At 42.4% G+C, this 14,093-nt stretch carries 12 protein-coding genes; 4 read left to right on the top strand and 8 right to left on the bottom strand.

What is annotated here, in order from left to right:
• Positions 1–87 precede the first annotated feature (87 nt).
• The gene (locus tag ISG33_RS03670; protein WP_195732180.1) at positions 88–1,317 is read right to left on the bottom strand and encodes an ABC transporter permease; all 1,230 of its coding nucleotides are present in this window, start codon (positions 1,315–1,317) and stop codon (positions 88–90) included.
• A 2-nt stretch (positions 1,318–1,319) separates the two neighbouring features.
• Positions 1,320–2,129: an ABC transporter ATP-binding protein gene (locus ISG33_RS03665; RefSeq protein ID WP_195732179.1), complete on the bottom strand. Its 810-nt coding sequence runs from the start codon at positions 2,127–2,129 to the stop codon at positions 1,320–1,322.
• A 210-nt stretch (positions 2,130–2,339) separates the two neighbouring features.
• On the opposite strand from ISG33_RS03665, the gene ISG33_RS03660 reads away from it, so the two are divergent.
• The gene (locus ISG33_RS03660) at positions 2,340–3,182 is read left to right on the top strand and encodes a Yip1 family protein (protein ID WP_195732178.1); all 843 of its coding nucleotides are present in this window, start codon (positions 2,340–2,342) and stop codon (positions 3,180–3,182) included.
• Between the two features lie 25 nt (positions 3,183–3,207).
• On the opposite strand, the gene ISG33_RS03655 is transcribed toward ISG33_RS03660, so the two are convergent.
• Positions 3,208–4,101, bottom strand: a complete 894-nt coding sequence (locus ISG33_RS03655) for a DUF3025 domain-containing protein (protein WP_195732177.1) — start codon at positions 4,099–4,101, stop codon at positions 3,208–3,210.
• Positions 4,102–4,215: 114 nt separating this feature from the next.
• Here ISG33_RS03655 and ISG33_RS03650 point away from each other — a divergent pair, with 114 nt between their 5' ends.
• Both ISG33_RS03650 and asnB read left to right on the top strand, forming a co-directional pair.
• Positions 4,216–5,895 (top strand): M28 family metallopeptidase, encoded by a 1,680-nt coding sequence (locus ISG33_RS03650; RefSeq protein WP_195732176.1) that lies wholly within the window; start codon positions 4,216–4,218, stop codon positions 5,893–5,895.
• A 293-nt stretch (positions 5,896–6,188) separates the two neighbouring features.
• Positions 6,189–7,865 carry an asparagine synthase B gene (gene asnB / locus ISG33_RS03645; protein WP_195732175.1) on the top strand — a complete coding sequence of 559 codons (1,677 nt, stop codon included), beginning with the start codon at positions 6,189–6,191 and terminating at the stop codon, positions 7,863–7,865.
• 66 nt (positions 7,866–7,931) lie between these two features.
• Here asnB and ISG33_RS03640 read toward each other — a convergent pair whose 3' ends face one another.
• The 3 genes from ISG33_RS03640 to queE are packed head-to-tail and all read right to left on the bottom strand — an operon-like array spanning position 7,932 to position 9,942.
• On the bottom strand, positions 7,932–8,831 hold the full coding sequence (locus ISG33_RS03640) for a type 2 periplasmic-binding domain-containing protein (protein ID WP_195732174.1): 900 nt from the start codon (positions 8,829–8,831) through the stop codon (positions 7,932–7,934).
• Positions 8,821–9,192 carry a hypothetical protein gene (locus tag ISG33_RS03635; RefSeq protein WP_195732173.1) on the bottom strand — a complete coding sequence of 124 codons (372 nt, stop codon included), beginning with the start codon at positions 9,190–9,192 and terminating at the stop codon, positions 8,821–8,823. Before ISG33_RS03635 ends, ISG33_RS03640 begins: the two co-directional genes overlap by 11 nt.
• Positions 9,193–9,246: 54 nt before the next feature.
• Positions 9,247–9,942: a 7-carboxy-7-deazaguanine synthase QueE gene (gene queE, locus ISG33_RS03630; RefSeq protein WP_229333441.1), complete on the bottom strand. Its 696-nt coding sequence runs from the start codon at positions 9,940–9,942 to the stop codon at positions 9,247–9,249.
• A gap of 87 nt (positions 9,943–10,029) precedes the next feature.
• Here queE and queC point away from each other — a divergent pair, with 87 nt between their 5' ends.
• Complete coding sequence (gene queC / locus ISG33_RS03625; protein WP_195732172.1) at positions 10,030–10,689, top strand: 7-cyano-7-deazaguanine synthase QueC; 660 nt, start codon at positions 10,030–10,032, stop codon at positions 10,687–10,689.
• Between the two features lie 79 nt (positions 10,690–10,768).
• On the opposite strand, the gene ISG33_RS03620 is transcribed toward queC, so the two are convergent.
• Positions 10,769–11,698: a LysR family transcriptional regulator gene (locus ISG33_RS03620; protein ID WP_195732171.1), complete on the bottom strand. Its 930-nt coding sequence runs from the start codon at positions 11,696–11,698 to the stop codon at positions 10,769–10,771.
• A gap of 375 nt (positions 11,699–12,073) precedes the next feature.
• Positions 12,074–14,092: an excinuclease ABC subunit UvrB gene (uvrB, locus tag ISG33_RS03615; RefSeq protein WP_195732170.1), complete on the bottom strand. Its 2,019-nt coding sequence runs from the start codon at positions 14,090–14,092 to the stop codon at positions 12,074–12,076.
• Position 14,093 lies beyond the last annotated feature (1 nt).

Here is a 14,093-nt window from a genome sequence, read left to right as displayed (position 1 = left end):
ACGGACACAAAAAAGCTTCGGCGCCGAGCATTACGAGCGGCTACCGAAGCTTTATCTAAGCTCTTATATCTGCTTTTATCTACGTTCTTATCTAAATAGTACTTTTTCTTGCTTAAACCAGTAAATACAGAATGCTAAAAGCGCCCCAGCAATAATTGCAGTAGAGCCAAATATTGCAAACAACTGTACATAATCCATGGTCCCCTTTATTAACTCTTTAATAGCCAATGCAACGTTAGTAAGCGGCACCCAAGCCCAAACACCTTTGAGTTCGACACCAGGTAGCATGGCAAAGATAACAGGAATGATGGTGACGAAAACAAGAGGCGTCATGTAACCCTGGGCTTCTTTAAATGAACGCGCGTAAATTGACAGTGTTAGGAGGATAGCAGAGAACACAGCAACAACTGGCACCAACATCAAAAAGACAAGAAGAAAATCAACTGCACCAATGGCAGACATAAAGTCAGAAATGGCTTGTCCTATCTTTACCAATTTAGGATCGTTTGCGGTGAGCACACCAATCAGCGCGGTCCAGACTGCCATACTCAGTACCGTGACTAAAGCGGAGGTAACACCAGCGAAACCGATGGTAAAAAACTTTCCGAGTACTAGCTTGTTTCTTTCAATTGGAGAAATGAGTAAGGTTTCAAGAGTGCCTCTCTCTTTCTCGCCGGCGCCCAAGTCACTTGCTGGAAGCATCGCTCCTTGCAAACAAAGCATGAAAATAAAGTAAGGAATGAATGCTCCCCAATTCTCGCCTTGTGTCTCTCGTTTGTCTGCCACGTTAATTGACTTAATAGTGATAGGTGACAGTAAACTTTTCTGTTCACCTTCACTGAGTGCTAGCTTGTCAAAAGCAGCATTTTGATAGGCTTCAGACAGCTCGTCAATGATACCATTGAGCTCTCTCTCTACAACTTGTAAACCCGCTTGGTTTCGATAGAGCGTTAACGATATTGCTCCTGTCTTAAGAACATCGTTGCTGTAGTTTTGAGGAATAGTGATGATAAAGTCGACCTTTCCCTCTTTAACGTAAGCTATTATCTCTTCTTCCGTGTCGATGTCGCTTGGCAATGTAGTCAATTCGAATTGCTCAACAGCGGCAAGACTATCTACAAACTCACTGCTATATTCTGCACCGATAAGCGCATAAGTACGCGTTTTTTCTTGCGCACCAATCGCCACTTGAGTAGCGACATAGAGGGTTCCACCAATGATTAAGGGAAACAGCAAGATGGGTAAAGCGATCATGAAAAACAGGGTTTTTCTATCTCGTATCAATTCTCTTAATTCTTTTTGAAATACTAACCACATGTTTATTCTCCCTTCCCTGAAGCTGAATTTGTTATTGCTGTCTGGCCAATAGCTTGTAAAAACGAGTCATGTAATGAGTTGGCCCCGAGTGCTTTGAACACATCAAAAGAGTCGTTAAATTTCGTCTCACCTTGGTCAATGATAGTGACCTTGTCGCATAGCTCGGCCACCTCGTCTAAGTGATGAGTGGAAAATATCACTGGAACTTGTTGCGCTTTTAAATCACGAATGAAGTTCAGCACGGTTTGCGTTGCCATGATATCGAGCCCCGTAGTTGGCTCATCAAGAATAACTACTTTAGGAGAGTGAATCACCGAGCGTGCAATAGATGCTTTTTGTTTCATGCCGGTTGAGTATGTTTCGCTTCGACGATCAAGAAAGGTATCCATATCCAAACGGGTCGATAACTCATCAATTCGCGCACTGATCTGGGCTTCAGTCATACCATTTAGACGCCCAAAATAAGCGATATTCTCTCGCCCTGAAAGCCTACCGTACAGACCAGTACTGCCTGAAAGAAAACCAATTTGGCGTCTTGCCTCAACTGGGTTGGCGAGTATATCAACACCACCAAGCTTTATACTACCGCCGTCGGGCTGAAGTGCCGTTGAAAGCATACGTAAGGTGGTTGTTTTACCTGCGCCGTTAGGGCCTAGTAAGCCCAAGACTTGTCCGCTTTCACACGAAAACGTGACGTCCTTTACAGAGTGAAAAAAGCGGCCTTTTAACCTTGGGTCCTTTTTGTCTTGTTCACTCAGCTTTTTGGGGTTTTCTACTTTAAACTTCTTTGCGAGCTTGCTGATCTCTATCACACTGAATTCCTTTTATTTAACTCGAAAACGTGCACGATACCATGCAACATTTGAACTTTACTTAGGTTAAGTGATTATGTAGTCAAATGCGATCCATAAATATTACATTGACGCGAATAATTGTTTCAAAGTGATACAGAACAGCTTTTTTACTTGCGCCGAAAAGGAATAACATAAATACTCAGACACTCAGAAAAGTAAGGAATACGTATGACTGAAGAAAATAAGCAAAATAATGATGAGCAAGCAGCAGAGCCAACGTCGGCGAGCATAGATGAGACCGAAAACACGCAAGCAGTTGACCTTCCAGCTCAGAAGGAAGTCGCGTCGGTGCCTCGAGAACTCACTGTGACTAACCCCGTTCAAGCTTGCAATGATATTTTCATTAAGCCATCAGAGGTATTTCGCTCGCTTGCAGTTAAAGACAACTGGTCGTGGTTTCCCTTTTTATTGGTCAGCATCATTGCCGTTTTGCCAGCCTATCTATACTTCGGTGTCATCGACTTTGACTGGCATGTAGACACACAACTTGCTGCTCGCATGGGAGATGTTGCACCGGCACAGTTAGAGTCCCAACGAGAGTTGATGGGTACGGCAGAATCATCTCGCTTTTTTTCCTTAGTATTTACTCCTATTGCCCTTATCGTAGTGTCAGCATTGGCAGCGTTGTACTTTACTATTGTGACACGCAACGACGAGAAAAGTGTGCATAGCTTTTTTGATTGGTACGGTGTGCAATGGTGGACTATGATGCCCTACATTATTGGTGCGGTAGTTTCTTTAGCGATATTAGTGATGCAGGACCCTGGCGCGAAACTAAGTCCAGCAGTGATGGCTCCACTATCACTTAGCTATGTACTCGGCCTTGGCATCGACAGCAAGTGGTTAACATTTATGAATGAAATCAGAGTCGAACGTATCTGGAGTGTATTCTTAGGAGCTTATTGTTTACAGCAGTGGACCCACTTCAGCAAAGCCAAATCCTACATTGTAGCGGCAATACCAAGTTTATTCCTACTGCTACTCACTTTATTGTTTGCGGTATTTAGCTAACATTGAGTGAATAATAAGCTAAACTTCAAGCGTCGCATTTCTTGCGGCGTTTGGGCATAAAGTAGTGTTGATTACTATAAAATTCATCATTCTGGCTTCCCTCGTACCAACCTGGTACGCCAAGCAAGGGCAAAGGGTAGAAAGGTTTACTCTGATGAAATACTCTGTCGTCGATTAGCCTACTCTTTAACAGATCATCATAGCGCTCACTGTTTTCTTCCCAAGCGAAATGCTGCGTATCAAGCTTATTTTCTACATTCACAATCAATACCTTCGCGGTTAAGCCGATAAAGGGCTGCAAAAGCATTTCGTAATTCGCGTGACCAAAAATCACCGGTACAATTTCATTGTGCCATTTATCCTTGTGCGATATGAATATCGTTTTCCATAGCTGAGCGCTGAACAATTCTCTTAGCTCTGCAGCTAGGTCTGCGCAGTGCACAAATAGCACAACACCACATTCATCAAAGTGGGTTAAATGATTTCTCACCTTGGTGCGAGGATGTAAGCCGTGGGCCTCTATCTCTGCGATATGCAGTTCATTCAAAAGTGATTTTGATTGTGGAAAGCTTGCCCACACTAAGCCATTAAAGAAATCGTGCCAGCTAGCGGGCCTAGTGGGAATATTGCGAGTGTGAAAAATAATCTCTTCGTAATATTGCGGAACTACTATGTCTGACGCTGAAGACATTGGGCTTGGACTTATGACCTTACTATCGAGTTCGTGTTGACAGATGAAACGATACTGGTGGTTTCTGTTATTCAATCGCTCGCTTATTCGATTCAGCAGGCCGGCATTCAAACAGTCAGTAATATCACTAGCAGCATCAAACAGCTCGCGCTTAACCTTAGCATCTAAGAGAAAAAGGAGTTGCTGCAGGGGGGCTAGGAAAAAGCGTTTTTTAATTATATCACTCAAGAAAAACTCGTTGAAAAGCTAACTGTAAAGTTGTGTTATTATGCCACAGTCACTAAACTTACGCCTTAGATAAGACCTAAAAAAAACAAAAATAACAATACAAAGGACAGATGAATGATCTCACGCAAGACACCTATTATTGCTACGCTAGCAGTCGCATTGAGTTTAAGCGCATGCTCTCAAAGTGATGTCGATGAAAACAGCAATGATAAAAGTAACAATGATAGTAAAGTGCTCGAACAAGCAAATAACTTCGAGTCTGTTTATAAGGCTATCAGCACTGAAACACTCAAGCAACACACAAAAATCTTGTCTTCAGATGAGTTTGAAGGTCGCCTTCCTACTACCATAGGCGAGAAAAAAACACTCGACTACCTAACAAAGGAACTCACCGAAGTTGGTTTTCAACCTGGCAATGGCGATAGCTTTTTCCAGCAAGTCGATTTAATGCAAATTACCGCATCGAGTGATATGACCTTGTCGATGGGTTCGCATTCCTTCGAATACAAAAAAGACATGGTAGCTGGCTCGAAAAGAGAGGTAGCGCAAATAGATTTGACTGATTCCGAGGTGGTATTTCTTGGTTATGGGGTAAATGCACCGGAATACGGTTGGAACGATTACGAAGACATCGACGTAAAAGGAAAAACGGTTATTGTTTTGGTCAACGACCCTGGTTTCGCCAGTCCCGACAGTGAGCTGTTTCAAGGCTCGACAATGACTTACTACGGACGCTGGAGTTACAAATATGAAGAAGCAAGCCGTCAAGGTGCTGAAGCCGTATTTATAGTCCATGAAACTGCGCCCGCGTCTTATGGTTGGTCGGTCGTTGCAAATAGTTGGAGCGGGCCGCAATATGGGTTAGTGACTCCCGACGGTGGCGCAAGTCGTGTCGCTGTCGAGGGTTGGTTATCACGCGAAGCAGCTGTAAAAGTATTTGCTGAAGCAGGTCTAAATTTTGATGAGCAAAAAGATTACGCCGCTCAAGGAAGCTATTCTGAACCATTAAATCTCAAAGCTTCTGTGACGGTTAAGAACGACTTTGAAAAATCAAAAAGCTATAACGTATTAGCCACGCTTGAAGGAAGCGAAAAGCCAGATGAGCATATCATTTATACCGCACACTGGGATCACTTAGGTAAAGACGAGACTAAAGAAGGTGACCAAATTTATAACGGTGCTCACGATAATGCGACTGGCACATCGGCTATTTTGGCAATGGCAGAAGCTTTTTCCTCGTTAAATAGTAAACCGAAACGTTCAATCAGTATGCTTATTGTGACCGCTGAGGAACAAGGTCTGCTTGGTTCTAAATACTACGCTGAAAACCCTATTATCCCGCTTGATAAGACTGTTGCTAACATTAATATGGACGCAATGAACGTGCTTGGAAGAACCAAAGATGTTGCTGTTATTGGAATGGGTAAATCAGAGCTTGAGAGCTACCTTGATAAGGCAGTTAAACGTCAAGGCAGAACACTCGTTCAGGAGGCCACACCTGAAGCGGGCTACTACTATCGCTCAGATCATTTCAGTTTTGCCAAACTTGGGGTTCCAGCACTCTATGCGAAAGGCGGTACAGAGCCAATTGATGAAGCAACTGCAGACTATCGAAAGAAGACGAATTTAATTGTTCGTGGCTGTTATCATCAAGTGTGTGATCAGTTCCGAGAAAACTGGGACTTTGGTGGTATACAGGAGGATACTCAGATGCTATTTGAAGTAGGTTATGATATCGCTAACTCAGAAAGTTGGCCACAATGGGCTGAAAGTAGCGAATTTCAGAGAAAATAAAGACTTAATAAACAATAAAAGGCCTCTTCTTTAAGAGGCTTTTTCATTTCATTTGCAAACACTTTTTTAAAATTATCAGCACGATCAAACTAGCGTCACTTTCTTTATATGATATTTCGTTATAGCGACATGAAAGTGAAGAAAAGGCTTGCTTTTTCCTCTCAGAATGGCACATTCAACATGAAGGTAAGCTAACAATAATAAATTCGAACATAAGTTCTACATACCTACCTTATTATCGACAGAAAACGATAACTAATCTAACAACCTAGCAAGAAAAGGCGAACCAACCTATGTGTGGTATTTTCGGTATCCTTGATATCAAAACTGATGTGTCTGAGTTGCGCACACAAGCACTCGAATTATCAAAATTATTACGCCATCGCGGCCCTGACTGGTCTGGCATTTGGCACAATAATAATGCAATTTTATGTCATGAAAGACTCGCTATAGTAGACGTTGACACTGGCGCGCAGCCGCTTATCAGTAATAATGGAAATCAAGTATTAGCCGTTAATGGTGAAATTTATAATCATAAAGAACTCGAACAAAAGCTAGCAAAGCCCTACGACTTTGCAACCAAATCTGACTGTGAAATTATCTTACCTCTGTACCAGCAAGAAGGCGTAAATTTCATCGACAAACTTGAGGGCATGTTTGCCTTTGTTTTGTACGATGAAGAGAAAAACACTTATCTGATCGCACGTGATCACATAGGTATCATCCCTCTTTATACTGGTTTCGATGAATTCGGTAACTTTTACGTAGCATCTGAAATGAAAGCACTTGCCCCTGTTTGTAAAACTGTACAAGAGTTCCCTCCCGGTCATTATCTCGATAGCAGCGATGGCAAGTTGGTGAAGTACTACCAGCGCGATTGGATGAATTATGAGGCTGTGGAGAACAACGAGACTAACCTAGCCGATCTAAAAGCCGCATTCGAAAAAGCAGTTAAGTCACATTTAATGTCTGATGTGCCATACGCGGTGTTACTATCAGGTGGTTTAGATTCCTCTCTTGTGTCAGCAGTAGCTGCTCGCTACGTAGCTAAACGAGTTGAAGATGGCGACCAAAGTGATGCTTGGTGGCCTCGCTTACACTCTTTTGCAGTAGGTTTAGAGGGTGCACCAGACTTGATTGCCGCTAAAAAAGTGGCCGATATGATAGGCACCGTGCATCATGAAATTCACTTCACTATTCAAGAAGGCTTGGATGCCATCCGTGACGTCATATATCATCTTGAAACATTTGATACGACTACCATCCGCGCAGCCACTCCGATGTATTTGATGACGAGAAAAATCAAAGCAATGGGAATAAAGATGGTCTTATCGGGCGAAGGTTCAGATGAGATATTCGGCGGTTATTTATACTTCCACAAAGCACCAAATGCCAAAGAGTTGCATGAAGAAACAGTTCGTAAATTGGATCGCCTTCACATGTTTGACTGCGCCCGTGCAAATAAATCAACGAGCGCTTGGGGTGTGGAAGCTCGAGTACCTTTCCTTGATAAGAACTTCATGGATGTTGCAATGCGTCTAAATCCACAAGACAAAATGTGTATTGATGGTCGCATGGAAAAATGGATACTGCGTAAGGCTTTCGACGACGAAACCTATCTTCCAGCGGAAGTATTATGGCGTCAAAAAGAACAATTTGGTGACGGTGTTGGCTACTCTTGGATAGATTCGATTCGCGACTTTGTTGATGCTGAAATAAGCGACCAACAAATGGCGACAGCAGAATTCCGCTTTCCAATAAACACGCCAGACACCAAAGAAGGCTATTATTACCGCACTATTTTTGAAGATTACTTCCCACAAGAGAGCGCAGCAAAATGTGTTCCTGGTGGTAAGTCCATTGCATGCAGCACGGTAGAGGCACTGGAATGGGACGCTAGTTTCAAAGCAGCAGCTGATCCATCCGGTCGTTCGATGAAAAGTGTACATAGTGGTGAATTTAAAGCATAAATTTGCGCAAATAAACGCTAACGACGAAGGCTTGCCCCAATATGTGGGCAAGCCTTTTTTATTGGTTTATGGCAGCTGAGCAGGGCTTACATCTTTTTTAGCATCAAGTGGTGAATACCAATAAGCTTCTTCAAAGATAGGCGTGTTAATCGGTAACAATGGGTTTTCTAATTCGAAGTGTTGCATGTCTTCAAGCGCTAAGGTAGTTAGCATGTTACCGTGATATTCATAAAATAACGCATCGAAGCTGCCATCTTCTATTGCACGTTGTAGTCCAACTTCAATCACGCGAGCTAGCGTGACATTCTTCTTATTGACGAAAAAATACATGGCCGCTTTATAATGCAGCGCGATACCATTCTTTAGTTTTACGTCGGGATCTGCGTTAAGGGCATTAAGCTCTGGAAGAACTTCAATTACTGAGCGCGGATAGAAATCAGCTTGTTTCCGCGATATCAATTGTGAGGATTCAGTGTGATTCTGGGCTGCTAGCACATTGAAACCATTTGCTTGTAAGATCTTAGTATCAGGCCAGTCTAAGCCTTGAACAGCTGAATAAACCTGAAGATCAGCCAAACTATCGATTTTTTTTCGAAAAAATGGCTTATCTTGATGAGTAAGCAATACTCGCCAACCAATCAGTCCCTTTGCGATAGGAATACGGATAGGGAGAAGCTCGTCCTCACGCTGTCTGTCAGTCATGCTCCATACTACATTTACTTGTATATTTTCTCGTAACTGACGCAAGGCCTTAGCTTGATATTTAAGACGCTCAGACGCTCTCATCTCAAAGCGTACACCTGTTTTTTCAAGTGCTAGTTTCAATACCGCTTCAGGATACTCATGACGTTTATCACCCTCGAATAATGGTCCAGGATAGGTAACCACCCAAGTTGCAGCCTTAACACTAGATGAAGCCAAAATGACGAGCATGAGCAACATTCTGAGGGTGATATCAAACATCATCAATTACCACGACTATGATCTTCATGCTCTTATCCTCATCATTGGCTAAGGTGAAGGAGATATTCAATGACTGCTTAGTATCTCTCATTACGACACCTTGAACAGCAACCTTAATAAAACACACTTTGCTTGACATATTTACACTATGTTGAGTTACAAAGGACAACTGATTATCATTTTCCACTGCTAATCTTTTTGCATAGCGACTCAACCAAGTAGCGATATCTTTGTGGTCATTGAAAACATGTTTCTGTTTATTATTCATTAATACACAAGGAGTGTGGAAATAAGTTGCACACTCGGAAAACTTCAAATCACTTAGCAAACTAGCGAATTTTTCGAAATATTCAACTTCATTCATGTTAATACCCTTTTGCTTCTAGGCCTAATAATAGCCGACAATGGCTTACTATCCCTATTCAACACCAATATACTTATGCATTTGCAGAGATAAGCGCCAATTGCGTGAGATACATGTTTTGACAGCGAATTCGGTTGCCCGCTTCTGCTGACTGATCGGTTGCAAATAAATCAGAGCTTGTTTTGTAAACTTAATGCCTTCTAACAATGAATCTAGTTCATCAACGTGTTTTTGCATAGCAACGGGGTGTTTTATTTCGTCTGCTCGCAATAGAGCGTCTTTCCGAACATCATAGCCCCCTTTCATATTGATTTTCGGAGACACTGTCACCCATGTATTTTCCGAGGCACGCACTTCAAAGGTGCCGCTGGTTTCAATTTGTGTGCTATAGCCTTTTTGATGCGCCAGCTCGGTTAATTCTCGCAAGTCAAACATGCATGGCTCACCACCGGTAATCACAAGATGCTTAGCAACATAAGCATGACGCTCAAATAAGGTAAATAACTCTTCAGCGGACGACGAGAACCATTGAGTGGACTCAAAACTCTGTTGCATAACAACATCGGAATTTACTTCGTCGTTCAGATCAATATGCCAAGTATGTTTAGTGTCGCACCAAGAGCATCCGACCGGACAACCTTGCAGCCTCACAAAGATTGATGGCACTCCTGTGAAAGCCCCTTCACCTTGAAGCGACTCAAAGACTTCATTTACCTTCAATGCTGCTTGTTTCAATGCTACTTGTTTCAATACTTTGCCTTAACGTTACCATATTTCAGGTTGGGATTTTAACAGGCTTCGCGTAGAATCAGCACCGTTTTTTAAAGGAGATTATAAATGTCGGCAAAAGTCGTAGTAATATACTCGGGCGGTATGGATTCGTTCACCGTGTTGAATAAAGCGATAAAACAAGGCTTTGATGTTTATGCCGTGTCATTTAATTACGGGCAACGTCACAACAAAGAGCTCAGCTATGCAGCTACCGTATGCGAGCGATTAGGTATAGAACATAAAGTGATTGATATTAGCAGTGTTAATCAAGTGCTTGGAGGCTCTGCACTCACTGACGATATTGATGTTCCTGAAGGGCACTATGAAGAAGAGAGCATGAAAACTACGGTTGTGCCCAATAGAAATATGATGATGTTATCTATCGCCGTCGCTTACGCCGTGGCAATTGAAGCTGAAGCAGTATATTTCGGAGCGCATTCTGGAGACCATGCTATCTACCCAGATTGCCGAACAGAGTTTGTTGAAGCAATGAACGCAGTTTGTAAGATTGCTAATTATCAAGCCGTTGAGGTGAGAGCACCGTACTTAGACTGTAGCAAAATCGATATTCTTGCCGACGGTATTGACATGAAACTTGATTACGCTTTAACGTGGACATGCTACAACGGCAGAGAAAAAGCTTGCGGTAAATGTGGTGCCTGCCAAGAAAGACTTGAGGCATTTTCCGAAAACAAGCTATCGGACCCACTTGAATATGAAGTTTGAAAGCTAGTTTGCGTCTAAAAGCTACAAAAAAGCCGGCCAATTCTTAATGTAAAAGCCGGCTTTTCTATAAAGTGCTAGTTTACTTTTGGCTTTCAGAAATAAAATACTCTAATTCTTTGATGCAATGACGAAGAACAGGGTTTAAACGCGTATTTTTACCATTCATGACAAACAGCTCGTGACTAAACTCAAATAAACTGCCTTTACATAAAGGAACTAAGCCAGTTGCGGCTCCCTGCTCTCTCGCAATATAGTCTGGTAGCAAACCAACGTATTCACCTGTCATAACTGCCGCCATGCAAACATCGTACGAATCAGAGAAGGTTTGGATAGCAAGACGAGTCTCACCATTTATATAATTAACTGAGGACAAGCCAGACATACCAATCGCAGGGTAGTCTTCAATTCTAACATTTTCCGGAAGCGCATCAGCTTCACGATATTTGGCCAGCGGATGTGTAGGAGCACAATATAAACGCCCAGTACAATGCACTCCCGTAGGGTGGAAGGTTACCGACTCAGGTTTTACCATATCGTAAGTAGATAATACTAAGTGACACTCGCCAGATAAGGCGACATGCTCGACTTCATTGTATAGTCTGGTTTGAATATTTACATGAATATCGTCAAACTTTTTCATGGTACTTTTCACGGCTTTACTTACAGCAAGTTGCATCGATGTAGCAAGGCCAGCCATCAACACTAAAGTAATATGACCACTATAGTCATCATGTAGACTTTTCAGGTTAAAAACAAAGTTATCAAAAGCATTGAATATTCGCTTTGTCTCTTGAAAAACAACTTCGCCTTCTTTAGTCATTTGGAAGCCACCGCGCCCTCGATGACAGAGAACAAGGTCGAGCCTTTCTTCTAGCTTCTTAATAGCCGCGCTTATATTCGGACGCTGCATACGAAGTACAGGTTCAGCAGCAGTGAAACCATTGCATGAAGCAACCGCATAAAACACTCTTAGTAATTTGATGTCTGATTCTTGTAAACGATTTAACATATTTCCACCGCGTTAGGTATAGTAGCTCATACGACTTGTAGATATATTATTCAAAGTGTGAGCGCATTACAACGTTTTTGTTATAAAGATACATAACTATTTCATTGCAACTTGCGATCCCAAGTAAATTCAATGGATAAGATTGCAAACTAAAGAAATGCGCGTGACAATGTGTTTCTACGCATTTATCCAAAAATGATGACTTCAGTATGCTCAAAACCTTCCCAGCTTCCACTTCGAGCGTTTTCAGGGGATACATTGCCAGAGAAACGGCTAAACTGCTCACGACCAACAATGTATCACGCGTCATACTTTACTCTGGTTTTCACAACCATTAGAGCCAATGTTGTCGCATTACAAGTCACAACATAATGTTTACGATAACTTCAGAATTTCCGCTCGAAGGGTTTCAACCTCATCTCTCAAGGATGCTGCTTTTTCAAACTCTAAGTCTCGAGCAAACTCAAACATTTCTTTCTCCATACCTGCAACCTTTTCCATCATTTGCGTTACCGTCATGGCTTTGTAAGTCTTCTCTTTCTCAGCAACTTTACGTAACCTCACTTTTCCTGAGGCTGGATGCGCAGTAGAGTCACCTAAGTCCATAATGTCTGTTATCGGTTTGTTTAACTGTTGCGGCGTAATGTTATGTTCTACATTATAAGCAACCTGTTTAGCGCGCCTGCGGTCAGTTTCATCCATCGCTTTTTTCATTGAACCAGTAATCTTGTCTGCGTAGAGTATGGCTCTACCATTTAAGTGTCTTGCTGCACGCCCGATGGTCTGTATAAGCGATTTCTCGGCTCGTAAAAAGCCTTCTTTGTCAGCGTCCAATATGGCAACTAAGGACACCTCTGGCATGTCTAAGCCTTCTCTCAACAAGTTAATGCCAACAAGTACGTCGAACTTTCCAATTCGAAGGTCACGTATTATTTCGATACGTTCTACCGTATCAATATCGGAATGTAGATAGCGTACTTTCACCCCGTGTTCATTAAGATATTCACTTAAATCTTCGGCCATACGTTTTGTTAGCGTCGTGATGAGAACACGTTCGTTCACCGCGACTCGCTTGTGAATTTCAGACAACACGTCGTCAACTTGCGTTGCAACTGGCCTCACCTCTATTTCCGGATCAATGAGGCCAGTTGGTCGCACCACTTGTTCAATGATATCGCCATCACACTTCTCGAGTTCATAATTTCCGGGGGTTGCTGACACATAGATGGTCTGTGGAGAAATATGCTCAAACTCTTCGAATTTTAGGGGTCTATTGTCGAGCGCAGAGGGCAATCTAAAACCAAATTCTACCAATGTTTCCTTCCGTGAACGGTCACCTTTATACATTGCGCCAATCTGCGATACCGTCACGTGTGATTCATCAATGAACAGCAAGCCGTCAGCTGGAAAATAATCTAACAAGGTTGGTGGTGGCTCGCCTGGAGCGCGACCCGATAAATATCGGCTATAATTTTCGATACCAGAGCAATATCCTAACTCCAACATCATTTCAATATCGAACTGAGTACGTTGGCTTATGCGCTGCTCTTCAATGAGCTTGTGATTATTTTTTAAATTTTCTCTTCGCTCTTTTAACTCGTCTTTAATCCTATCAATCGCGGCAACTATTTTTTCCCTAGGTGTGACATAGTGCGTTTTAGGAAACACAGTTGTTCTAACCACTTTTTTGTCTATCGCGCCGGTTAAGGGATCAAATAAACTTATCGATTCGATTTCTTCATCGAACAGCTCAACACGCACTGCTTGCTTCTCAGAATCTGCGGGGAATATATCTATTACGTCCCCACGCACCCTAAATGAGCCGCGTTCAAAAGCTATGTCGTTGCGCTTATATTGGAGTTCAGCTAGGCGACGAAGAATGTCTCGCTGGTCCATAGTGTCACCCTGACGCAAATGTAAGAGCATTTTCATATAGCTTTTTGGGTCACCAAGACCATAAATCGCCGACACAGACGCAATTATGATAACGTCACGTCTTTCCATTAAGGCCTTGGTTGCCGACAGCCGCATCTGTTCGATATGATCATTAATCGAGGCGTCTTTTTCTATAAAAGTATCAGTGCTAGGAACATAAGCCTCTGGTTGGTAATAATCGTAATAGGATACGAAGTACTCTACAGCGTTATCGGGAAAAAACTCCTTCATTTCTCCGTAAAGCTGGGCTGCTAAAGTCTTATTGTGAGCCATAATGAGTGTCGGGCGCTGAACTTGCGAGATGACATTAGCCATGGTAAATGTTTTACCAGAACCTGTTACCCCCAACAAAGTTTGCTTCGCTAAGCCAGATTCCAAGCCATCAACCAAACCTTCAATAGCTTTGGGTTGATCTCCTGCGGGTTGATATTTTGATTGTAAGGAAAAACCTTTAGTCATC

The organism is Marinibium conchae (assembly GCF_015595035.1).
Taxonomy (GTDB): Bacteria; Pseudomonadota; Gammaproteobacteria; order Enterobacterales; family Alteromonadaceae; genus Glaciecola.
Note: the sequence above shows the minus strand (reverse complement) of the source record. Positions and strands in the feature narration are given on the sequence as shown.